At 47.2% G+C, this 20,696-nt stretch carries 24 protein-coding genes; 1 reads left to right on the top strand and 23 read right to left on the bottom strand.

All coding sequences use genetic code 11. From position 1 onward, the window contains the following. Positions 1 to 104: 104 nt before the first annotated feature. Together SOW26_RS06410 and SOW26_RS06405 are read right to left on the bottom strand one after the other, a co-directional pair. Positions 105 to 1,169 carry a tyrosine-type recombinase/integrase gene (locus SOW26_RS06410; RefSeq protein WP_276960161.1) on the bottom strand — a complete coding sequence of 355 codons (1,065 nt, stop codon included), beginning with the start codon at positions 1,167 to 1,169 and terminating at the stop codon, positions 105 to 107. A gap of 382 nt (positions 1,170 to 1,551) precedes the next feature. After that, on the bottom strand, positions 1,552 to 1,938 hold the full coding sequence (locus SOW26_RS06405) for a LysM peptidoglycan-binding domain-containing protein (RefSeq protein WP_154475493.1): 387 nt from the start codon (positions 1,936 to 1,938) through the stop codon (positions 1,552 to 1,554). A gap of 184 nt (positions 1,939 to 2,122) precedes the next feature. Between SOW26_RS06405 and lexA the strand changes: the two genes are divergently transcribed. Beyond that, entirely contained in the window at positions 2,123 to 2,746 is a 624-nt protein-coding gene (gene lexA, locus SOW26_RS06400) for a transcriptional repressor LexA (RefSeq protein WP_154475491.1), read from the top strand. A 238-nt stretch (positions 2,747 to 2,984) separates the two neighbouring features. Here the strand turns inward: lexA and rsfS are convergent, their stop codons facing one another. From rsfS to SOW26_RS06295, 21 genes are all read right to left on the bottom strand, one after another. Next, positions 2,985 to 3,341, bottom strand: a complete 357-nt coding sequence (gene rsfS, locus SOW26_RS06395; protein ID WP_154475489.1) for a ribosome silencing factor — start codon at positions 3,339 to 3,341, stop codon at positions 2,985 to 2,987. A gap of 72 nt (positions 3,342 to 3,413) precedes the next feature. Then, a complete protein-coding gene (yqeK, locus tag SOW26_RS06390; protein ID WP_276960134.1) occupies positions 3,414 to 3,980 on the bottom strand; it encodes a bis(5'-nucleosyl)-tetraphosphatase (symmetrical) YqeK in 567 nt (188 codons plus the stop codon). Positions 3,981 to 4,073: 93 nt separating this feature from the next. Further along, entirely contained in the window at positions 4,074 to 4,700 is a 627-nt protein-coding gene (gene nadD, locus SOW26_RS06385; protein ID WP_320652097.1) for a nicotinate-nucleotide adenylyltransferase, read from the bottom strand. Between the two features lie 37 nt (positions 4,701 to 4,737). Further along, positions 4,738 to 5,031: a ribosome assembly RNA-binding protein YhbY gene (yhbY, locus tag SOW26_RS06380; protein ID WP_154475483.1), complete on the bottom strand. Its 294-nt coding sequence runs from the start codon at positions 5,029 to 5,031 to the stop codon at positions 4,738 to 4,740. Positions 5,032 to 5,052: 21 nt separating this feature from the next. Next, the gene (gene obgE, locus SOW26_RS06375; protein ID WP_276960132.1) at positions 5,053 to 6,339 is read right to left on the bottom strand and encodes a GTPase ObgE; all 1,287 of its coding nucleotides are present in this window, start codon (positions 6,337 to 6,339) and stop codon (positions 5,053 to 5,055) included. Positions 6,340 to 6,415: 76 nt separating this feature from the next. Then, entirely contained in the window at positions 6,416 to 6,700 is a 285-nt protein-coding gene (rpmA, locus tag SOW26_RS06370) for a 50S ribosomal protein L27 (RefSeq protein WP_154475479.1), read from the bottom strand. 4 nt (positions 6,701 to 6,704) lie between these two features. After that, complete coding sequence (locus SOW26_RS06365) at positions 6,705 to 7,037, bottom strand: ribosomal-processing cysteine protease Prp (protein WP_276960131.1); 333 nt, start codon at positions 7,035 to 7,037, stop codon at positions 6,705 to 6,707. 17 nt (positions 7,038 to 7,054) lie between these two features. After that, complete coding sequence (gene rplU, locus SOW26_RS06360) at positions 7,055 to 7,363, bottom strand: 50S ribosomal protein L21 (protein WP_154475475.1); 309 nt, start codon at positions 7,361 to 7,363, stop codon at positions 7,055 to 7,057. 116 nt (positions 7,364 to 7,479) lie between these two features. Next, positions 7,480 to 8,304, bottom strand: a complete 825-nt coding sequence (gene larE / locus SOW26_RS06355) for an ATP-dependent sacrificial sulfur transferase LarE (protein ID WP_276960130.1) — start codon at positions 8,302 to 8,304, stop codon at positions 7,480 to 7,482. After that, positions 8,305 to 9,642 carry a nickel pincer cofactor biosynthesis protein LarC gene (gene larC, locus SOW26_RS06350; RefSeq protein ID WP_320652096.1) on the bottom strand — a complete coding sequence of 446 codons (1,338 nt, stop codon included), beginning with the start codon at positions 9,640 to 9,642 and terminating at the stop codon, positions 8,305 to 8,307. Next, on the bottom strand, positions 9,635 to 10,387 hold the full coding sequence (gene larB / locus SOW26_RS06345) for a nickel pincer cofactor biosynthesis protein LarB (protein WP_154475469.1): 753 nt from the start codon (positions 10,385 to 10,387) through the stop codon (positions 9,635 to 9,637). Before larB ends, larC begins: the two co-directional genes overlap by 8 nt. 5 nt (positions 10,388 to 10,392) lie before the next feature. After that, complete coding sequence (locus SOW26_RS06340; protein ID WP_154475467.1) at positions 10,393 to 11,007, bottom strand: ABC transporter ATP-binding protein; 615 nt, start codon at positions 11,005 to 11,007, stop codon at positions 10,393 to 10,395. Further along, complete coding sequence (locus SOW26_RS06335; protein ID WP_276960128.1) at positions 10,997 to 11,917, bottom strand: ABC transporter ATP-binding protein; 921 nt, start codon at positions 11,915 to 11,917, stop codon at positions 10,997 to 10,999. The genes SOW26_RS06340 and SOW26_RS06335 overlap by 11 nt, the downstream gene beginning before the upstream one ends. 8 nt (positions 11,918 to 11,925) lie before the next feature. Continuing rightward, positions 11,926 to 12,759: an ABC transporter permease gene (locus SOW26_RS06330; RefSeq protein WP_276960127.1), complete on the bottom strand. Its 834-nt coding sequence runs from the start codon at positions 12,757 to 12,759 to the stop codon at positions 11,926 to 11,928. Continuing rightward, positions 12,752 to 13,735, bottom strand: coding sequence for an ABC transporter permease (locus tag SOW26_RS06325; RefSeq protein WP_276960126.1), 984 nt, complete (start codon positions 13,733 to 13,735; stop codon positions 12,752 to 12,754). Before SOW26_RS06325 ends, SOW26_RS06330 begins: the two co-directional genes overlap by 8 nt. A gap of 16 nt (positions 13,736 to 13,751) precedes the next feature. Next, positions 13,752 to 15,359, bottom strand: coding sequence for an ABC transporter substrate-binding protein (locus SOW26_RS06320; protein ID WP_320652095.1), 1,608 nt, complete (start codon positions 15,357 to 15,359; stop codon positions 13,752 to 13,754). Between the two features lie 192 nt (positions 15,360 to 15,551). After that, positions 15,552 to 15,962 (bottom strand): DUF3842 family protein, encoded by a 411-nt coding sequence (locus SOW26_RS06315; RefSeq protein ID WP_154475457.1) that lies wholly within the window; start codon positions 15,960 to 15,962, stop codon positions 15,552 to 15,554. 166 nt (positions 15,963 to 16,128) lie between these two features. After that, on the bottom strand, positions 16,129 to 17,013 hold the full coding sequence (locus tag SOW26_RS06310; RefSeq protein ID WP_235899174.1) for a DMT family transporter: 885 nt from the start codon (positions 17,011 to 17,013) through the stop codon (positions 16,129 to 16,131). Positions 17,014 to 17,044: 31 nt separating this feature from the next. Then, a complete protein-coding gene (locus SOW26_RS06305) occupies positions 17,045 to 18,151 on the bottom strand; it encodes a putative NPN-dependent ornithine cyclodeaminase (protein WP_154475455.1) in 1,107 nt (368 codons plus the stop codon). Between the two features lie 199 nt (positions 18,152 to 18,350). Beyond that, on the bottom strand, positions 18,351 to 19,577 hold the full coding sequence (locus tag SOW26_RS06300) for a helix-turn-helix domain-containing protein (protein WP_154475453.1): 1,227 nt from the start codon (positions 19,575 to 19,577) through the stop codon (positions 18,351 to 18,353). A gap of 86 nt (positions 19,578 to 19,663) precedes the next feature. Then, a complete protein-coding gene (locus tag SOW26_RS06295) occupies positions 19,664 to 20,683 on the bottom strand; it encodes an aminoglycoside phosphotransferase family protein (RefSeq protein WP_331679589.1) in 1,020 nt (339 codons plus the stop codon). Positions 20,684 to 20,696: the final 13 nt, after the last annotated feature.

The following is a 20,696-nucleotide window of genomic DNA, read 5'->3' as shown; positions in this document are numbered from 1 at the left end:
TTTTTGCAATTAAAAAGCTTGTAATAAAAGGAAATGATAAAAGGAAATGAAAACCGCTGCAGCCCCGTGGCAACACAAGAGGGTTACGGCGGTTTTATCCGTTGTCAGTCTTCCCGGAGCTTGACGGCAGAAGCAGCCTTTCTCCGACGATCTTCATCAATGGCGGCGTAGTGCTTTCGGGTGGTATTTACATCTTTATGGCCAAGGACATCTGCCACCAGATAGATATCGCCTGTTTCTTTATAAAGGGCGGTACCATAGGTGCTTCTAAGCTTGTGAGGCGTGATCTTTTTGTGTGGAGTGACCTGTCTGGCATATTTTTTTACCATATTTTCAATAGCCTGAACCCCCATTCGTTTTCTCTGCGTAGACAAAAACAGGGCGGATTCGTGGCCGGCAGCCGGTTGAATGGCTGAACGGCTGCCTTCTATATATTGTCTCAGCACCTTTTCTACCTCTTCTCCAAAGTACACGACCATCTGACTTCCACCTTTTCTGGTGACGGTGATTCCGTTATTTTTAAAATCCACATCGGTGAGATCCAGGCCAACACATTCGGATACACGGATTCCTGTACCCAGAAGGAGGGTCATAATAGCCAGATCCCGTTCTTTTGTCTTTTTATAATAAAGAAGCGCCTGACCTGACAGCTGAAACTCACAGTTCTCTACATATTCCAGCAAAGAAGCCACTTCGTCCGCATCCAGTCGTACAATGGCTTTTTCATGCAGCTTTGGCATATCCACCAGCAAGGTAGGATTCTTTTCAATGGCCTGCCGCTTAAAATAATAGGCGTAAAAGCTTCTGAGAGCCGACATTTTTCGGGACAATCCCTTTTCCTGATTGGTCAATAATTCTTTATCGTCCGTTCGGACGTAAGCCTTTAAGTATTCCATATATTCTTCAATATCCACAGGCTCAACCCGCTCCAGATCTTCCAGACGGAACTGATCCATGGAATAATTTCGATAGACAGGATTTTCCTCCATCAGAAAATGAAAGAAAACACGAATATCATAGGCGTAGTTGATCCTGGTTTTGGCAGAGGAAGTCGGCTCGATCGCCCGAAAATAATCTTTGGCAAAAGGCGGCAGGGTTTTGAGCAGTTCCCGCAACCGCAGCGTATAAGAAAGCTGTGTGCTTTCATGATAGTTTTTTTCAATGGCCATATAAAAATTCTCCTTTGATGATAGGCTCAATAAGGACCCTGTATGGATCGCAACAGAATAGACAGTTTTCATCAGTCACACACAAATCAAGGAATACACCCTGATAATCATGGATAGTATAGCACGCCTGCTGTCGGATGTCTATATCTATTAAAAAAATCAGTATTTGACGTATAGATGTATTTCCTTTGACATGGCTACAAGCATGGGAAAAGCTGATCGCAGAAAATCTTCTTCTCTGACGATCAGCTCTGTATGGGGTAAGTATAATACTTATATATAATAGAAACAGATTTTCTGTTTCTTATTACATATCCTGGTTATCCATCTGTCTGCCCGATGATCGATCGATTGATTGATTCGTTCCTGGTTCGTGAATCTGTTAATTGGTCGATACATAATAAGGAACAGTCAGATATTGTCCGATAGAAATCTGATCAGATGCCAGATCATTCACTTTCTTCAGCTCTTCTACATAAGACTCTACGGATGCATATTCATCGGACATATTCTGGGAAGCGATCTCCCACAAAGTGTCTCCATCCTGAATGGAAACGCTCTTATAATACTTCTGGCGATTGACTTCCCTTGCAAAGCTGTGATCCAGAGCATTCATCCTGTTGATAAAAATAAGGGAAAGAATGATAATGATGATTCCCATAGTAAGTATAACGGTCCTTTTAATCGCCGCCTCTCTCCTTTTCTGGGCAGCTCCCGGACGATAATTTCGGGTGACCGACACGTGGCCTGTTGCTGATGTATTCCTCATAAGTTCTCTCCCTCCTTTAGAAACAAATGTTCGGAACGTTTGTTCTATTGAATCATATCACCAGAACAGGTGTTTGTCAATCTGTTTTGCAAAAAAATCGAACATATTTTCTGAATAAGTGTTTGCCTTTTCATTTTGCCTATGCTAAAATGAAAACACGAAAACGGATGTGTGGAGGGATATTATGGCTCAGGGTAAGATCAGTGCAAAACAGCAGGAAATATTAGATTATATTAAAATGCAGATCGTAGAAAGGGGATTTCCGCCTGCCGTAAGAGACATCTGCCAGGCAGTTCATTTGAAATCCACCTCCTCTGTCCATGCACATCTGGAGTCTTTGGAGAAAAACGGGTACATTCACCGGGATCCTACCAAGCCAAGAGCTATCGAGATTCTGGACGATGATTTTATGCTGATGCGCCGGGAAATGGCCAATGTTCCCATCGTGGGACAGGTGGCTGCGGGAGAACCGATCCTTGCCGAAGAAAATATCGAGGACTACTTTCCTGTTCCTACGGAATATATCCCCCAAAATCCCACCTATATGCTGAAGGTACGAGGTGACAGCATGATTCAGGCCGGGATTCTGGACAGAGATCTGATCCTGGTGGAACAATGTCCGGTAGCAAGAAATGGAGAAATCGTAGTCGCCCTGATCGACGACAGCGCTACCGTAAAGCGTTTTTATAAAGAAAGCAATGGGATGTTCCGGCTTCAGCCGGAGAACGACGCGCTGGAACCCATCATCGTCCCCCACTGTGATATCCTGGGCAAGGTGATCGGCGTATTCCGCTTTCATGTTTCCTGATAGAAAAACCACAGGTCATTGCAGCCAGCAGGACAGAGCTGCTCTTTGCAGGCGAGGACAAATACAACCCGTATAAATACAATCATATAAATACAAGAGGGGTGGTCTGTACCTGTTTTCTACAGTTTCGTTCTTCTGTCGTGAAAACGAAATGAACCCAAGGTATATAGACTCCCCCTCATAAAAAACGCTGTAGCCTGAAATAACAAAGGTTACAGCGTTTTTACAACTTTCTGTATCAGGACAGGATTTCTTCCGGATCCACTGCCTTTGCATCGGACCAGATCCTTTCCAGGTGATAGTATTCTCTGCTTTCCCTGTCAAAAATATGTACGATCACATCTCCGTAATCCAGCAGCATCCAGGTGGACATATTACGTCCTTCCTTGCTTTTCAGAGAAAATCCTGCTTTGTGCATCTTTTCCTCCACTTCATCTACCAACGCCTGGATCTGTGTACTTCCGGAACCGTTGGTAATGACAAAATAATCTGCAAAGGAAAAAATCTGTGAAACATCCAGAATTAGGATCTGTTCTCCTTTTTTTTCATCCAATGCATGATAAATGGTTGCTGCCATTTTCTTGATTTCCTTCAATCTGTTTCCCTCCCTGCTCTTCAACTGTCTGTATCGCCAATCTGTTTTTATCGGAACACTTTTCAGTCTCTTCTAGCGATGATAAAATTCGTAGGTTTCTTCTGTTTTCCGGTCAATGGAGATCCCTCTTTGTTTCAGATGGTGAAGAGATTGCCCGGACACCAGCCAGACTCCCTCGTCTATGTCCCGAAAACAAGCGGCTCGCGCCAGATCGATCCCTTCAAAAGCCGGACGGTTTGGTTCAATATAATCTGCCACAAAGATGATTTTTTCCAGAAGGCTCATATTTGCTCTGCCTGTAGTATGCCAGGTGATCGCATCCAATACCTCCGCTTCTTTTACCCCGTACTCTTCTCTTGCCAGCGCCGCTCCCAGCTTTGCATGGATCAAAGGGGGATGCGCTTTCTCGTGAGAGGAAAGAGATACCTGATATCTCTCACATAACCGAAGCATTTCCTCTGCCGGAATACACTTTGCGCAGTCATGGAGAAGGCCGGCCAGCATTGCCTTTCGGATATTGCAGGAATACCGCATGGCAAGGGCGGAAGCGGTATACATAACCCCTTGTGTATGCCTGTATCGGGAATAGGTCATTTGTCCCTTCAGCTTTTCCTCAATCTGCCTGATCGTCTGGTGCATCGTACTCTCCTTCCATCTTGGTTCTGGTTCCTGTATCACAGCCTTTTTCTTTCTTCTGTTTCTTCTTTACCTTTACCTATCCGTTATATCCTCTCATAATGACAGACTATCCCGTGCCCCGTATAGCCCCTTTTTTCGGATATATGCCTCCACCTCCGGCGGGAGCATTCCGGATACGGGCTGCCCGCTTCGGATCTGTCTGCGAAGCTCTCTGGAAGAGATGGGAAGGATGGGCGTCTCAAATAGTCGGATATCTCCCCGATATCTTTCAGTAAGATGGGAAATTTGCCGGATCAGTCCTTCCTTTGTGTTTAATTCATTCCGGTAGGTAGCCAGGACAGTGCTGTATCTGAAAATGTCTTCCGGGCGGACCCAGGACTCTATCGTCATAAGAGAGTCTCCGCCTATAATGAAGTAAAGATGGTCTTTTGCGTGGGTCCTGGCCAGATATTCCAGTGTATCTGCCGAAAATGCAATATCTGTTTTCTTCGTTTCATATAATTCCAGTCCAAAAGAAGGCTGCTTTGCAATTGCCAGTTCCAGCATGTGGATCCGGTCTTCTATGGTACATTCAATCGTGTTTTGCTGCTTGTGAGGCGGATGCCCGTTTGGGAGAAACCAGACAGTGTCCAGATGATATTGCATCAACGCCGCTTCTGCCAGGATCAGATGTCCGTTATGTACCGGATCAAAGGTTCCTCCCATGATTCCAATCTTCATAGTTTCTTCTCCTGCTTCTCTTTTTTTTCATGCCTGCTTATTTGGGAAGCTGGATCCTTTTCTGCTTTTCTTTTCCTTCTCTGTACAGCACGATCTTTTTCCCGATCACCTGGACAACCTGCGCATGTGTCCGCTCTGCCAGAATCTCTGCCAGAGTTCTGGGATCATCCGCACAGTTTTTCAGGACGCTGATCTTTATCAGTTCCCTTGCCGCAAGTGCTTCCTCTACTGCAGCCGTGATCTCCGGAGTCATGCTGTTTTTTCCGATCTGGAAAATGGGGTCCAGATTCATTGCCAGGCCTTTTAAATAAGCCCTTTGCTTTGTCGTCATCTCTTCTCTCCTCAGTCTTTCTTATTTGTAATAGTCGAATTGGAGACCATACATACGAACCGTGTCTCCCTCCGCTATGCCTGCTTCTTCCAGCTTTGTCAAAATCCCCGCCTCTTTTAAAAACTTCTGGAAAAATGCAAAACCCTTTTCCGAATCCAGATTGGTATATCCAAGCATTTTTTCGATCTTGGGACCTTCCACTACATAGATTCCATCTTCTACTTCTACCGTATAGGGGAGATTTTCGTAGATCAATTCCTCCTCCGGAAAATATTCCTGATTAAATATGACAGGCGCCTGATCCATGGTCTCCAGTTCCCTGGAAACATAATACAGCAGGTCTGACAGTCCTTCGCCGGTCGCCCCGGAAATAGGAAACACTTTTATACCCTGCGGTTCAAACTCCTTTTTCAAAAGCTCTACCGGATCCTCTTCCCCGCCTGCAAAGATCAGATCTGTCTTGTTGGCTGCAATGACCTGCGGTCTTTCCATCAGGCTTGCACTGTAGCTGCTCAGCTCATGATTGATCTTGTAAACATCTTCTATGGGACTTCGCCCTTCCGTACCGGCAGCATCTACCACATGGATCATAAGGCGGGTTCTTTCTATGTGCCTTAGAAATTCATGTCCCAGACCGGCTCCTTCAGAGGCTCCCTCGATCAACCCCGGAATATCGGCGATCACAAAGCCTTTTGCGTCTTTTAAATCCACCACTCCCAGATTGGGAGCCAGTGTGGTGAAATGATAATTGGCGATCTTGGGAGTTGCATTGGTAACTCTGGATAAGAAAGTGGATTTCCCCACATTTGGGAAACCGATCAAACCAACGTCGGCAATGACTTTCAGCTCCAGCAGCACCGTCAGTTCCTGTCCCGGCTGTCCCGGCTGTGCATATTTGGGGACCTGCATCGTAGACGTGGCAAAATGCTGGTTACCCAGGCCGCCTCTTCCCCCTTTAAGGACTACCTGCCTGCAATTGTCTCCCGACATATCTGCAATGACTTTTCCCGACTCTGCCTCTTTGATCACCGTTCCCTCCGGAACCTTTAAGATAATGTCGGAAGCATCCTTCCCGTGGCATTTTCTTTTGCCGCCTTCCTGTCCGTCCTTTGCCAGATATTTTCGTTTATGTCTGTAGTCCTGGAGGGTATTCAGTCCTTTGTCCACTTCGAAGATCACATCTCCCCCGCGTCCGCCGTCTCCTCCGTCCGGCCCTCCGTTGGGGACATAGAGTTCTCTTCGGAAGCTTACATGCCCGTCTCCTCCCTTACCAGATCTTATTAATATCTTTGCTCTGTCTGCAAACATATCTTCCATCCTTTCAAAAAAGAGTGCTGCTTTATAACTGATAGTAGTTATCCTGCAACACTCTTGATCTCTTCTGTTATTGAGCTACCGGGTAGATAGAAACCTGTTTCTTATCTCTTCCTTTTCTCTCAAATCTCACAACTCCGTCTGCCAGTGCAAACAAGGTGTCATCTCCGCCGCGTCCTACATTCACACCCGGGTGAATCTTGGTTCCCCGCTGTCTGTAAAGAATGTTTCCTGCCTTTACAAACTGTCCGTCTGCTCTCTTGGCTCCCAGTCTTTTGGACTCGGAATCACGTCCGTTCTTGGTAGAACCCACACCTTTTTTATGAGCGAAAAACTGAAGGTTTAATTTCATCATTGTGCTACACCTCCTCGAATGTTAAATCAATGTATCTTGCATAGTGTTTATCATCAGCCAGCTGTTGCAGTCCCAGCGCCATCGCTTTTAAGAGAAGCTCTGCCTCCTTTGACGGCCGGTCCTTTAGCTGATAATCGATCAGCCCTTTTTTGTCATCAGAAACCACAGAGAACTTATCCTTTGTATACGTTTCTATACTGTTGATCGTATTAATGATCAAGACGGAAACGGACGCACAGACAATATCCTGTCCTGCCCTGGCAAATCCTGCGTGTCCCGAAGACCGGAACCCACAATACTCTTTCTGTGGATTTCTGTAAAGGGTTATCTGAATCATGGATGCTCTCCAAATAATTAAGCGTTGATCTTTTCGATCTTCACTGCAGTGTACTGCTGTCTGTGACCATTTTTCTTATGGTATCCGCTTTTTCTTTTGTACTTGTAAACGATGACCTTTTTTGCCTTACCGTTTTCAACTACAGTAGCTTCAACAGTAGCGCCTTCAACTACCGGATTTCCGATTTTCAATCCATCGTTGCTGACTGCCAGAACCTGATCAAATGTATAAGCTTCTCCAGCTTCCACACCAAGCTTTTCCACTCTGATGACATCGCCTTCTGCTACTTTGTACTGCTTACCACCTGTTGCTATAATCGCGTACATATGGCACCTCCTATAATCATTACTCGCCAATTTCGGTGTTCCGAAGAATCTTAAAACCTCATTGTGCGGCATACTCTTGTATTCTACCATCTACAATTTATAAAAGCAAGCTTTTTTTATGAATGTCTATCCTGAATGTCCATACTTCCCGAACGGAATCCTTCCAGATCCACCGTCACATAAGTATAACCGGATTTTTTCAGCCGCCTGACGATCTTCTCTCTGTTTTTTAACAGCAAAGACAGATCCCTTTCATCTACTTCGATTCTTGCGGTATCGTCATGCACCCGGATCCTTACATTATAAAATCCAAAGGTCTTCAGCCATTCTTCCTCCTCTTCTACCTGGCGCATCTTTTCGCAATTCAGTTCCGTCCCATAGGGAAAACGGGTCGCCATACAGGGGGTGGACGGACGGTTTGCCACAGAAATGCCGTACTCCTGTGCCAGCTTCCGTACTTCTGCCTTGGTAAACCCACTTTCTGCCAAAGGACTGATGATGCCCAGTTCTTGTAAAGCCCGGATACCCGGACGGTACACATGCAGATCGTCTTCGTTGGTTCCTTCTGCCACCGTATCCGCCCCCAGCTCCTTTGCTTTTTCTTTCAGTCTGCCAAACAGCAGCGTTTTACAGCGATAGCACCGGTCCTTGGGATTGAGCCGGATATCGGCCTCCTGAAGCTCATTGATGTAGACCACAAAGTGCTGCGCCCCCGCCTCCCTTGCCACCTGTCTGGCGATCTTAACATCCTTCAGAGGATGCAGCTCCGTATGTACGGTAACGGCGTATACCGTCGTCCGGAAAGGTTTCGCCGCCTCACAAAATATCTTCAGAAGAAGGCTGCTGTCTACGCCTCCTGAAAAAGCAAGTACAAGGTCTTCTTTCATAAGAGAAGCCGCTCTCTCATGAAGGAATTTCTTTTTTTCTTCATATGTTTTCATCTATCGGCATTCCTCAATGATCCGGCGGTATACTTCCTGCCAGGATTTTCCACTTTCCTTACAGATTTTTGCAATACTTTCATGTTCCGGACAGATCCTTGGCCCGGATGGAAGGTGACAGATCTTTACCTGCACTTCTCCCAGTGACGTGTCGCGTGTCTGGATCTCTCTTGGCAAAACACTTCTTTCCATATGCTGGATCCGGATACCGATGCTGGTGGTTTCCTCAAAGATGATCTTTTGCAGGGAAGGAATCTGCTCTTGGGTACAGATCACATTCAGTTGATAGCCGGGTCGGTTCTTTTTCATGAAAACCGGGAAATAATGTACATCTCTTGCTCCCGCTTCCATCAGCCGTTCCATTGCGTATCCAAGCGCTTCTCCCGTACAGTCGTCTATATTGGTTTCTAGTTTTACGATACAGTCCGATCCGGCAGCCGGCTGTTTCTGTTCTTCGATCAGCATTGCCCGCAGGATGCTGGGTCTTTCATAGGTCCTCTTTCCTGCCCCAATCCCCGTCTTCAGGATACGGAATTTTTCAGGAAGTCTGTCCTCTGTCTTGATCGCTGCTGCTATCGCTGCCCCTGTAGGCGTGACAAACTCCCCTTCCGTTTCTGTAATGTGCAGGGTAAGGTTTTCTGTATTGACGATATTGACGACGGCAGGAACCGGAACAGGCAGGATTCCATGCTGACACCGAACGGTTCCGATTCCTTCATAAAGCGCCGGGATGATCACCTCATCAATTCCCAGATTATCTATGCAAACGGCAGCGGCAATCATATCTACGATCGAGTCCACGGCGCCCACTTCGTGGAAATGTACCTTTATTTTTAATGTTCCATGAGCCTTTGCTTCTGCATTTGCGAGAATATCAAACATGCTTTCCGCCAGCTTTTTTGCACGGTTTGTCAGGGAGCTGTTGTAGATGATCTTCTGGATCTCTGTCAGGCTTCGGTGACAGTGACCACAGCCCTCTTCCTTCGCCTGGTGGCTGTGTAAATGTCCCTGCGCATGACTGTGTGTGTGCTCTTGATCGTGACTGTGTGTGTGTTCCTGATCATGGCTGTGTGAATGCTCCTGCCCATGGCTGTGGCCATGCAGATACTGCATATCATGGTCATGATTGTCCTCCCGGAGTACCACTTCAAAATCACAGGCATCCAGTCCTGATTTTGACACTCTGCTGATCCTGGTCTGAAACTGATCGCTGATGGAAAGACTGTTTAATGCCTCGTCCAACACCTTTGGATCTGCCCCCAGATCCAGCAGAGCTGCCACTGTCATGTCGCCGCTGATCCCTGCGTAGCATTCCAGATATAGTTTTCGTTTACCCATTCTTGTATACCCCCAGTCTGTTGATCTGTGATGCGATATATCCAGCCCCATAGCCGTTATCAATATTTACGGTAGCAATGCCGTTGGCACAGGAATTGATCATTGTCAGAAGTGCCGAAATCCCATTCAGGCTTGCCCCATAGCCGACAGAGGTAGGAACTGCGATCACCGGCTTGTCTACCAGCCCTCCGATCACACTTGCCAGCGCTCCCTCCATTCCCGCCACTGCGATCACACAGTTGGCTTTCTGAACGGTTTCTACCCGGGAAAGCAGACGGTGTAGTCCGCTTACTCCCACATCGTACAGTCGTTCTACCCGATTCCCGAAAAATTCTGCCGTCTGCGCCGCTTCTTCCGCCACCGGAATGTCCGCCGTCCCCGCCGTACACACTACGATCTTTCCCACATACTCCTTGTCCTTCTTTTCGATTTTTAAAATACGTGACAGAGGATCATAGACGACTTCCTTCAATCTTCCCTGGACAAGCGCCGCCTGCTCTTTGTCGGCTCTCGTTCCTAGCACTTCTCCTTCTGCCAGATAAAGACGTTCATAGATGCTTAACAGATGATCGTCTGCTTTTCCGCTGCAAAAGATCACTTCCGCACATCCGGAGCGCAGCTTTCTGTGTGTATCCAGCTTTGCATAGCCTAGATCTTCAAACGGCTGTCTGCGAAACCATTCTTCCGCCTCTTCTATGGAGAGTTCTCCCTCTTTTACCTGTTCCAGTATCTTCTTTGTATCCATTTTCCCTACCTCCGGTTTATTTCCCTTAAATCAATGATTCTTGTGCAGACCCGTTTTGCCAGTTCCATATTATGGGTGACGATCACCATTCCGTAGCTGCGTTCTTCTGACAGCATAAGAAGCCTGTTCCAGATCTGCGCCTGGGAGATAACGTCCAGCATCGTTGTGATCTCATCACAGATCAAAAATTTTGTCTTGGGACTTAGCAGCCGTACAATACAAAACCTTTGTAATTCTCCTCCTGACAGCTCCCGCGGCCATCTTTTCAGCCAGTCCTTTTCAATGCCGAAGCACCGTAGGACCTCTTCATCCGGATCCCAACATTCTCTCAGGGTTTTTTCCATTTTCCACCTGGGGTTGACCGCCAGTTCCGGATGCTGGTAGATCAGCTGTACCGGACAGAATCCGTTTGTCTGTACAGGCTTTTGATCGATCAAAACCTGCCCGACCTCTGCACGCTGGTATCCCGCCAAAATTTTTGCCAGTGTACTCTTCCCGTATCCGGAGGGCCCGACGATCCCCACTCTTTCCCCCGTATCTACCTTCAGGCTGACATCCTTTAAGATCCAGGGAGATGTTTCTGTATATCGAAAACTGATATTTTCTGCGCTAAGTTGCATGTACACACCTGACCTTTCCGCCGCGTAAGCTTCTCATGGGAATCTCTTCCAAACATTCCTGCGTCACATTCGGACAACGGTCCGCAAACAGGCAGCCCTTTGGCAGGCAGGCCGCATGGGGTTGGACACCTTCCATGGCCTGAAACTCATTTTGCGGAAGTGCGGAAATAAACGCCTTGCTGTAAGGATGGCGAAGTTTTTTTGCACCGGCAAGAAAGTCTTCCGTCGGAGCAGATTCCAGGATGGTCCCGGCATAAAACACAGCGATCCTGTCAGCCACCGAAAACGCCAGGTCAATGTCATGGGTAATCAGAAGCACCCCCGCCCCCTGATCTGCAATCTCCCGAAAATGCTTCAGCGTATCCATGGCCATCTCAATTCCCAGCCCCGGCGTGGGCTCATCTGCGATCAAAAGCTGCGGCATCTCCGTGACTGCCGATGAGACCAGTACTCTTCTTGCCATTCCTCCTGAAAGCTGAAACGGATACATCTCCTCTGTTTCTTTCGGCAATTTGTATTTTTCAAACAGTTCCTCCTGGCGTTCCTTTGTGGAATAGACTCCTATCACCTGCTTTCCCACCTTCATTACAGGATCCAGATAGTCTACAGACTGTGGGATGAACGTCATCTTTTTTCCCAGAAGAGCTTTTCTGGTCTTTTGCGTCAGCTCTTCTCCGTCATAGCAAATCCTTCCACTCATCGCTGCATTGTCGGGAAGAAGCCCCATGATGGCATGAGCAAGAAGGCTTTTCCCGGATCCGCTGGAGCCTACCACAGCCACGATCTCTCCCTGATTGACATCCAAAGAAAGAGAATGCACGACTTCCAGACGCTCTTTCCGAAACAAACCTTTATACATATGAAACGACACAACCAGGTCGTCTACCGTTAAAATACTTTTCTCTTTCATTTCTCCCCCTACTCCTGTGCGCTTCCCGGATTCCAGAGTTTTTTAAGATTTTCTCCGATCACGTCAAATAGAATCACTGCGATCAGAAGCATACATCCGGGAAACAGGGCAAGCCACCATTTTCCTGTTGTGATATGATTCATCGCCTCTGATAAGATCACGCCGATGGCAGGCATTTCTGCAGGCATCCCAAACCCAAGGAAGGTGATGGCAGCCTCATGCATGATCGCATGGGGAAACAACAGGATCAGTCCGATCATGTATACCGGAAGAACATGCGGCAGAATATGACGGACTGCCACATAGATCTTTGATTTTCCCAATCGGTATGACGCCTGCACGTACTGTGAGGATCGTATCTGCATCACTTCCGAGCGGACGATCCTGGTCAGGGAAGGCCAGTGGGTCAGAGCTACCGCTATCGTGACTCCCCTGACCCCCTTTCCCATCATAAAAGAGATCAGTATTAAAAGTACAAGATGGGGCAGACCCATACACAGATCCACACACCAATTTACACATCGGTCCACCCAGCCGCCAAACACAGCGGAGGCAATTCCGGCCGCCAAAGCAATGACAGAGCTGACGACCGACGCCAGGATCCCCACGATCAGACTGTTGGACAATCCTTTGATACATCGGTAAAACATATCTCTTCCTACAAAATCCGTGCCAAACCAGTGCTTTGATCCCGGAGATATAAATTTGTCCGCATAATTTGTATCATAACAGGAAGGATCCATAGAAATCCCCCAGAAAAAGATCCCTGCCAGATATACGACTGCAGCGGACACCAAAAGAGCCACCAGGATCCGCCTGTTCCAAATCTGTCTTTTATTCACGCTGCTCCCCCTCTCTGATCCGGGGATCAAACACACCATACAGCAGGTTGGCGATCAGATTTCCCACAAATACAAATATTGCGCTGCATACGGCAATTCCCAAAAGAAGCGGTACGTCTGCATTGGTAGCTGCGGCAGTTGCTGCCGTTCCAATACCGGGATAGGCAAATACAGTCTCTGCAAGCGCCATCCCTCCAAATAGTTCGTTAAAAGAAGCAAACTGTACCGTGATAGCCGGAAGAGCCACATTTCGTAAAATATGACGTCGGACAAGCTGTCTGTTGTTTTCTCCTCTGGCCCTTGCATACAGGATAAAATCGCTGTTCCTGATCTCTATCACCTTCTGCCGTGTATATAATACAACCTCACTGATGCTCACAAGCGTAAGCGTAAATACCGGCAGGACCAGATGGCGGATACGGTCTCCCACCGTAACATCTGAGGCCAGTTTCCCCGTAGGAACTGCCATTCCGATAGGAAACCAGCCCAGCCAGACTGCAAAGACTGTCAAAGCCAAAAGTCCGATCCAGAAAACCGGCGCCGATTTGATCAGAAGACAGAAAGTTTTTATTAATTTGTCCAGGATCCCTCCCTGGCGCATCCCGCAGAAGATCCCTATGACAAATCCCAGGACGCCGGAAAAGAGCCATGCCAGCATCATGAGCAGGATGGAATAAGAAAATTTTGTCCGGATCACCGTGCTGACCGACTTTTTATAGGTGATGGATCTTCCCAGATCTCCACGCACCGCATGCTTGACCCAGATAAAAAATCGTTGGGGAAGGGGATCTTTCAATCCCCATTCCTTTACGATCTCTGCTTTTGCCTCCTCCGACAGTGTTGAATTTGTACCGATGTAGGAAACAAGTGGATCGATAGGCGCCTTTGTGATCAGTAAAAACGCCACAATGCTGACCGCTATTAAAAGCAGCAACATCCTTATACTTTCTTCTAATAACTTTTTTCCTTGTTTCATAGCCTTTTCTCCGGTTCTATTTCAGCTTCCAGTCTGCCATATTGCAGATCACAGGCGCCCCGTGGCCATGGGGATGTGGGATCTGTGTATCTACGGAAATATCCAGTTTGTCGCTGACAAAGTAACAATGCTGAATATTTACAAGAAACAGATTGGTGTAATCCTGCTCCACGATCTTTTGCAGTTCCTTCCATGAGGCGATGGCTTTTTCCTGTGTGTCGGCAGTCAGCGCTTCCTGGATCTTGGCGTCCGCCTGCGGGTTTTCATAGCCTGACGCATTATCATACCCTCCCGTCAGGAACAGGTCTGACTGAAACAAAGAAGACAGGACCGTCGGAGAATATTGTCCCCAGCCCCATATGATAGGCTCCGTGTTTTGCAGGGTCAGGATCTCATCCCAGGTAGCTGTTTTTACCTGGATGTCGATTCCCAGCTCTTTTGCATTTTCCGCAAGCGCCACACAGAGGTGATATCTGTCTGTATCGCCTGCCGCTGCGTACAGGTGGAAGGCACACGCCTGTCCGTCCTTCTCACGGATCCCGTCTTTTCCTACCTTCCAGCCTGCCTCATCCAAAAGCGCTTTGGCTTCGTCCGTCTGCTTGTCCGGATAGGTATCGGTGCTCGCCCACACAAGATTGTCCGTAAAGTTTACAGCCGGGATCCCGATTCCGTCAAAGGCATGCTCTATGATCTTCTGACGATCAATCCCTATAGAAAGCGCTTTTCTTACCGCCGGATCGGAAGTTACCGGATTTCCAACAGTCACCGCCTCTCCCTTTGCATTCTCCATCTTCGTTACCGGGCGAACCGGAAGGCTGACATTTCTTACATCCATTGTTTCCAGCTTCTGCAAGGTCATTCCCTTCACGTTTTCTTTGGAATAGCTTGTTTCCACCATAACAAGATCCAGTTCTCCTGCTTTTGCGGCTGCAAAGGCAGCGTCGATGTCCATATTTACCAATGTGACTTTCTCGATAGAAGGCTTTTCTCCAAAGTAATGCTCGTTTGTCTCTAGGATGATCTGCTGGTCTGTGTCATACTGCGCTACTTTGTAAGCCCCTGTTCCGATGGGGTTTGTGTCAAAGGCTTTGCTGTCATATGCATCTGACGGTACGATCTGAAGAAGCGCCGTAGTATCCAAAAACGGAGAATACGCTTCTTTTAACCGGAATTCCACTGTGTTTTCGTCAAGGGCTGATACCGATTCAAGCTGCGTCAGATCTACATTTTCATTGTCCGCCTGATTTTTTTGCACCGTTTCATAGGTAAATACCACATCCTCCGCATGAAAGTCGCTTCCGTCGCTAAATTTGATCCCTTCCTTCAGATGGAAGGTATAAGTCAGAAAATCCTGGCTGATCTCCCAGCTTTTTGCCAGGTCTCCTACATATTCTGACTGGCTGTTCACTTTGATCAAAGCATTGTTAATAAACGGATAGCCATAGGCCATAGCCCCCTTGATAGGATCCAGACTCTTTTTAAACAGATACGTCCCCACGTACGCCTTTACTCCCTCTTCCTTTCCGACGGAAGCCTCCTTGTTCTCCGGCGCTTTTTTGCATCCAAATGCAGCCAGCGCCACCATTGCCGTTATACATACGATACTCACGATTTTTCTTTTCATAGATTCCCTCTCTTCTGAAATGAAAAAAAGCATACGAACCACCCTTCTGGATGTTCTTATGCCTTCTGACATTTCTTATTTTGTGTGCTCCATAGAACTTTGTATCCGGCTGCCTGCTGTTGAAATACTTCTGTACTTCCGTTACGCTTCGTGCTGTTTTCAGCCGGGATCCCCTTCCTATGGTGCTGCTTTCTAGCAGTGAAAATATTGAATTAACTCTTCGATGACGGATGCCATCAAAAACCCCATGGAAGTATTTCCCACTCCCACGATGGTATTGTTACAGTGACTCATGGGGAGCAAAAACTTCTTTGCCTCACTTTGCCCCACGGCTTCTGCCATTCTGGGCGTAATTTCCCCATACATGGAGTCTGCAATCACGATCCCTACCGGCCCTATAATGACTTCTGCCCTTCTGCAGCCTACTACTACTGCATTTTCCCCCGTTGCAGCATGATCCGCTCCTGCTTTTAACATGTTGGACGTAGCCAGGGAGTTGGTTCCCACCGCTGTAATCTCCGCCAGAGGAAACTCTTTTTTGATCGCTGATACCAGCTGTTTCCCCATACCTCCGCCCTGTGCGTCTATTACCAATAGCTTCATCTCTGATCCCCCATTTCTTTCTTTTTCTGACTGATACAGTATAGCAAAACAACGGGCGGTTGGAAAGACCGATAATTTTTTGAAAGGGCGCAGGCGGCCTTCTGACCGCCGCTCCTTTCTTGACGTACAGGATCTCAAAGGATCCCAGGAAACCTTTTTCTTCCCTCTACTTTGCTTTTTTCTTTTTCAGGAAAGACGGCTCTGTTTCCGCTATCAAAATAGCGGCAAAGATCAATACAAATCCCATAATGGAGCGCGGCGTAAACTTCTCGCCAAAGAAAACCGCCCCAAATACAAGCCCGAAAATATTTTCAAAGCTCAGGATAATGGAAACGCTGGTAGGATTCTCTGTTTTCTGTGCAATGGTCTGCAACAGGAAGCAGATTCCGGAACACACGATACCAAGGTACAGCACTCCTCCGACTGCTCCCATATCCCACTGGATCGCTGCCGGATTTTCCGTAAACAGCGTAAAGACCCATGCCAAAACGGCACATACCACAAACTGAAGCATGGTGATCAGGACAGGATCCTTTCCTTTTCCCCATTTTGCAATAGCAATGATCTGGGATGCCCAGAACACAGAACTCAGGATAGAAATACTATCCCCGTAGCTGATGCTGAAATTTCCCGCCACAGATACCAGGATAATCCCGATTGCACACATCGTTGCAGCGATAATGTGAAAAATCTTAGGCTTATCTTTCAGGATCAGCCAGCCAAGAAACGGTACGAACACGCAGTACGCCGAAGAAAGGAAGTGACTCTTCCCCGGCATCTCCAGCATAACGCCGATGGTCTGTGTAAAATATGCCATAAACAGACATACCCCGATAAAAATACCGCTCTTGATATAGTCTTTGTCAATCTGTTTGATTTTTTTAATATTTGCCAGCGCCAAAAGCGCGCCTGCCACTGTGAAACGACAAGCAAGAAGCGCGCCTGCCGACAATGTGTCCGTAGAACCTTTGATCACAACCATGGAACTTCCCCAGGCAACTGCTACGAACAATAGAGCCAATTTCCCCAGCATACTATTCTTCTTCATCATAACTCTTTTCTCCATTCCTTTACCCGGGAAACTATTCCATTACGCCAAGACCTTTGGCAACACGGGTAATGAAATCCTGAACATTAGTTACCATGGTCGTTGCCGAGAGACTTCCTCTGTCCAGAAGCTTGTTTACAACAAATTCGTCTGCATCTATCGTGTAGAGATAAACCGGACGGATGGTTCCGTCTTTCAGTACACGGAAAGACGGCGTCATATTGCCCACAGCGATAGTATGAAGCATGGTCGCCAGACAGATCACCGTTGTCGCTTCCTTTACGATCCCTCTCATTGCGTTGGCCGCCTCGTAAACGTTGCCATACACTTCCGGAAGCGGTCCGTCATCCCGGATAGAGCCTGCCAGTACGATGGGTACGTCGTTGTTTACACAACTGCAGATGATGCCGTCGTTCAGGTTATAGTCCTTCATGAACTGTGGGATCGATCCGCTTCTTCTTACTTTATTCAAAACGTCCAGATGGTTGTAATGTCCGTTCGGCTGGGACTGCTGGCTGTAAATATCCTGGCCAAGCGCCGTATGCAAAAGAGCTCCTTCCAGATCGTGCGTAGCCAGAGCGTTTCCTGCCAGAAGCCCGTGAGCATATCCGTTTTCCACAAGGGCCTGCATGGAAGCCCTTGCAGTTGCATCGAAAGCAAATGCCGGTCCCATTACCCATACGATCTTTCCGCCGTTTTCTTTTTCATGCTTTAACAATTCAAACAATTTGTCATAGTCCCGTGCGTAGGACGTCTCACGGCTTCTTCCCTGACGGAATACAAACTGATCGTCCAGTTTTTCTCCGGCTTCCTCGAATCCGTGACAGTGCATGTACACGCCTTCCTCGCACCTTTCTTTTCTTCCAAGAAGTACCTTGTCCCCTTTTTTGATATTTCTTGATTCTACCACTGCCAGGTGCCCGTCATCACAAAGGATCACACAGGAATCCATACGGCTTTCTTCCGCAAGCTTCCATTCTCCGTTGATCTTAAAGTATTCAGGGTACATAGATGTACTGTGATAATATTCAGGCACTACCCCGTCTTTTTCTGCCTCCTCATACACGGCATCCGGCGCATTTACAAACATTTCCTGTGTAAAGTCCGGATGATGATACTTTGGCATTTCAAAATTTGACATAACACTTTCCTCCTTTGTTGTACATGTAGTTCATAGGCCTATAAACAATCATGATAACACTTTAACAAATTTGTCATTTTCTTATCGGACATTTTGTTGTGTTATTTCTGTATCTTTTGTTTGATTTTGTTCGCATGCACAAGATGATTTCGTGTCTGCCTCTTTTAAACGATCCGGCAGCGCCTTTTCTCCGCTTTTTCTAGGTTTTCAAATGTACTTTTTTTCGGAACTCTCCCGGCGTTTTCCCTTTCAGCTGTAAAAAATTCCGGGTAAAGGTTTTTTCTGTCTGATATCCCACCTCCAGCGCAATGGTCAGCACGTTTTTTTTGCTGGTCAGCAGCAGATGGGCCGCATGATTGATACGGATCACATTTAAAAATTCATTAAAATTCATTTCCACCTGGTAAGCCAGGATGCGGTTGATATCTTTGGGGGACATATGAAACCGCCGGCTGATGGAGGACAACTGCAGATCCTCCGTATGATTCCGGTAAATATAGCTTACCAGCTCATACATTTCTTTTCTGTCGGCAATGCAGCAGGCATCTCCTACCATCTGATAGACGTTTCGGAACTCATTGGTTTTGAGTCCCATCCGCGCCTTGAATATTTTGCACATATGCGCATCATCTGCAAATCCCAAGATCTGGGCCAGTTCTCCCACCGTCAGGTCCGTATAGAGCAGGTAGTTGATCATTTTCCCCACCCGCATTTCATTCAGCAGGTCAAAAAAGGATAAACCTGTTTTACTTTTGAGGTAGGAACGGATGGCCGACTCACTCAGATAAAACATTTTGGACAGCATGGGAACTGTGATCTTTTCATTCAGATGTGTGTACATAAAATGGAAGATCTCGCTGATATCTGCCGGCTCTTTCGAAGGCGCCTTCCTGCTGCTGCGCCCAAAGGACACCAGGATCTCTATCAGCTTATTGATAACGTAGACATTGCCAAGCGCCTCTTCTCCCTGCGTTTCTTCTTCCCGGTGGAGGTATTGTGTTTCCTGCCTGATCTGGTGAAACATATGCTGCACTTCTTTGTACACTTCCTCTCCGAAGGTGATCACCGGCATCCTCCGAAGCGTCTGTATGAAAGAGATCTGCGTATGTCCCGGATTGAAAAATGTTTTGATCAACTCGTTGATCCGCTCAAAATGGTATTGTACAACATAAAACTGAAAGGGTCTTTTCACCTCTGTGATCTCTGTGATCTGCCACGGCAGAACAGACACCAGGCTTCCCCTTGTCAGGAGGTATTCTTTGCCGTTGATCCGAACGGTCCCTATCCCCTCGTTTACCAACCACAGCCGTGCCATGGGATGGATCAAGGGTTCGGTTGCCTGTTCAAATACCTCCACATTAAACTCACATACACAGTTGTTCATACGGTCAAAGGTATAGATATTCTGAATCGGAATGACTGTCATTTCCCCACTTCCTCTCAATAATTTTCCTACAGACTATCTGCTTTTCAATAATATGTATAAAAAAGAAATCCGGCGCCTTCCTTCCCCTAATTGGATGCGCCGATCCGTTGTCGGATCTTTGTTAAAAATTCCTCTGTAAGATAGGAGGAGATTTTTTGATAGGTATCTCTGTTTCGGATCGGACGATCCGGATTCTGGTACTCCACCCAGGCCATCGCACACCAGGTGACCCCTCTTAGACAGGTAATGGGAATGTAAAGATCCAGCTTTTCCCTCAGACAGGATGTGTCGAACCGACCGTCCGCTGCCTGCAGATACCTGTTAAGAAACTGCTCCTCTTCTTCTTTTTCCAGGATCACATCCGTCTTCCAGAAGGTGGTGGTGGGAGCCAGAAAATGCCCCAGATCCTGAGCGATATCTCCGTACAGAGGTTTCTCCCAGTCTATCACATAGGCAGGAATCTTCCCTTCCGGATGGATCAGGAAGTTTCCTGAATTTAATTCTGTATTGATGCAACACTGGTAGGTGTTCTCAGATCCACCTCTATGAAGGTATGCCCAGCCTGCCTGAAGAAGCTGCTCTATCTGGCGTTTTACAGCTACTTCCCCCAGCGAAGAGCGATAGTAGGTCTGTACCATTTCCTCACATTCCTCCAAGATCGCTTTCAGAGGATTCCCGGGCGAAAGAAGATGCGTGTCCTCCGGGACAGATACACTATGTATATCCGCCAGGGCTTCCGCCGCAAGGTGCAGATCTCTCCGGTAATCCAGGGCTCTTCCTTCCAGAAATTTCATTACCAGGATACCCCAGGGCAGCTGCTGCCTGCTCCCATCCACGCAGATGGGAACGGGGGTTCTCCCGGAATGCTCCAAAAGCTTTAACGCCTTATATTCATATCCGATCTGATCCTCCAGATGCATCTGGCTGCCGGTATTTAGCCGCAGCACCAGCTTTTCTTTCGTTTCAGGATGGGAAAACCAATAGTTAATGTTGTATTCTCCCTGGGCCAGAGGATGGAGCATCACCAGCTCGTTTTTCGGTATCTGCAGCTGCTCCTTAAACTCCGGTCGATTTACATAAGTATTCAGTTGTTTGATACGCTCCACAGATAGGACGCCT

Origin of the sequence: Suipraeoptans intestinalis, assembly GCF_034091795.1 — a bacterium.
GTDB classification, from domain to species: Bacteria; Bacillota; Clostridia; order Lachnospirales; family Lachnospiraceae; genus Suipraeoptans; species Suipraeoptans intestinalis.
Note: the sequence above shows the minus strand (reverse complement) of the source record. Positions and strands in the feature narration are given on the sequence as shown.

What these genes read in the sequence shown, in the direction of transcription:
- SOW26_RS06410 (WP_276960161.1), bottom strand. Translation starts at nt 1,169, where the DNA reads ATGGCCATTGAAAAAAACTATCATGAAAGCACACAGCTTTCTTATACG.
- SOW26_RS06405 (WP_154475493.1), bottom strand. Translation starts at nt 1,938, where the DNA reads ATGAGGAATACATCAGCAACAGGCCACGTGTCGGTCACCCGAAATTAT.
- lexA (WP_154475491.1), top strand. Translation starts at nt 2,123, where the DNA reads ATGGCTCAGGGTAAGATCAGTGCAAAACAGCAGGAAATATTAGATTAT.
- yqeK (WP_276960134.1), bottom strand. Translation starts at nt 3,980, where the DNA reads ATGCACCAGACGATCAGGCAGATTGAGGAAAAGCTGAAGGGACAAATG.
- nadD (WP_320652097.1), bottom strand. Translation starts at nt 4,700, where the DNA reads ATGAAGATTGGAATCATGGGAGGAACCTTTGATCCGGTACATAACGGA.
- yhbY (WP_154475483.1), bottom strand. Translation starts at nt 5,031, where the DNA reads ATGACGACAAAGCAAAGGGCTTATTTAAAAGGCCTGGCAATGAATCTG.
- obgE (WP_276960132.1), bottom strand. Translation starts at nt 6,339, where the DNA reads ATGTTTGCAGACAGAGCAAAGATATTAATAAGATCTGGTAAGGGAGGA.
- rpmA (WP_154475479.1), bottom strand. Translation starts at nt 6,700, where the DNA reads ATGATGAAATTAAACCTTCAGTTTTTCGCTCATAAAAAAGGTGTGGGT.
- SOW26_RS06365 (WP_276960131.1), bottom strand. Translation starts at nt 7,037, where the DNA reads ATGATTCAGATAACCCTTTACAGAAATCCACAGAAAGAGTATTGTGGG.
- rplU (WP_154475475.1), bottom strand. Translation starts at nt 7,363, where the DNA reads ATGTACGCGATTATAGCAACAGGTGGTAAGCAGTACAAAGTAGCAGAA.
- larE (WP_276960130.1), bottom strand. Translation starts at nt 8,304, where the DNA reads ATGAAAACATATGAAGAAAAAAAGAAATTCCTTCATGAGAGAGCGGCT.
- larC (WP_320652096.1), bottom strand. Translation starts at nt 9,642, where the DNA reads ATGGGTAAACGAAAACTATATCTGGAATGCTACGCAGGGATCAGCGGC.
- larB (WP_154475469.1), bottom strand. Translation starts at nt 10,387, where the DNA reads ATGGATACAAAGAAGATACTGGAACAGGTAAAAGAGGGAGAACTCTCC.
- SOW26_RS06340 (WP_154475467.1), bottom strand. Translation starts at nt 11,007, where the DNA reads ATGCAACTTAGCGCAGAAAATATCAGTTTTCGATATACAGAAACATCT.
- SOW26_RS06335 (WP_276960128.1), bottom strand. Translation starts at nt 11,917, where the DNA reads ATGAAAGAGAAAAGTATTTTAACGGTAGACGACCTGGTTGTGTCGTTT.
- SOW26_RS06325 (WP_276960126.1), bottom strand. Translation starts at nt 13,735, where the DNA reads ATGAAACAAGGAAAAAAGTTATTAGAAGAAAGTATAAGGATGTTGCTG.
- SOW26_RS06320 (WP_320652095.1), bottom strand. Translation starts at nt 15,359, where the DNA reads ATGAAAAGAAAAATCGTGAGTATCGTATGTATAACGGCAATGGTGGCG.
- SOW26_RS06315 (WP_154475457.1), bottom strand. Translation starts at nt 15,962, where the DNA reads ATGAAGCTATTGGTAATAGACGCACAGGGCGGAGGTATGGGGAAACAG.
- SOW26_RS06310 (WP_235899174.1), bottom strand. Translation starts at nt 17,013, where the DNA reads ATGATGAAGAAGAATAGTATGCTGGGGAAATTGGCTCTATTGTTCGTA.
- SOW26_RS06305 (WP_154475455.1), bottom strand. Translation starts at nt 18,151, where the DNA reads ATGTCAAATTTTGAAATGCCAAAGTATCATCATCCGGACTTTACACAG.
- SOW26_RS06300 (WP_154475453.1), bottom strand. Translation starts at nt 19,577, where the DNA reads ATGACAGTCATTCCGATTCAGAATATCTATACCTTTGACCGTATGAAC.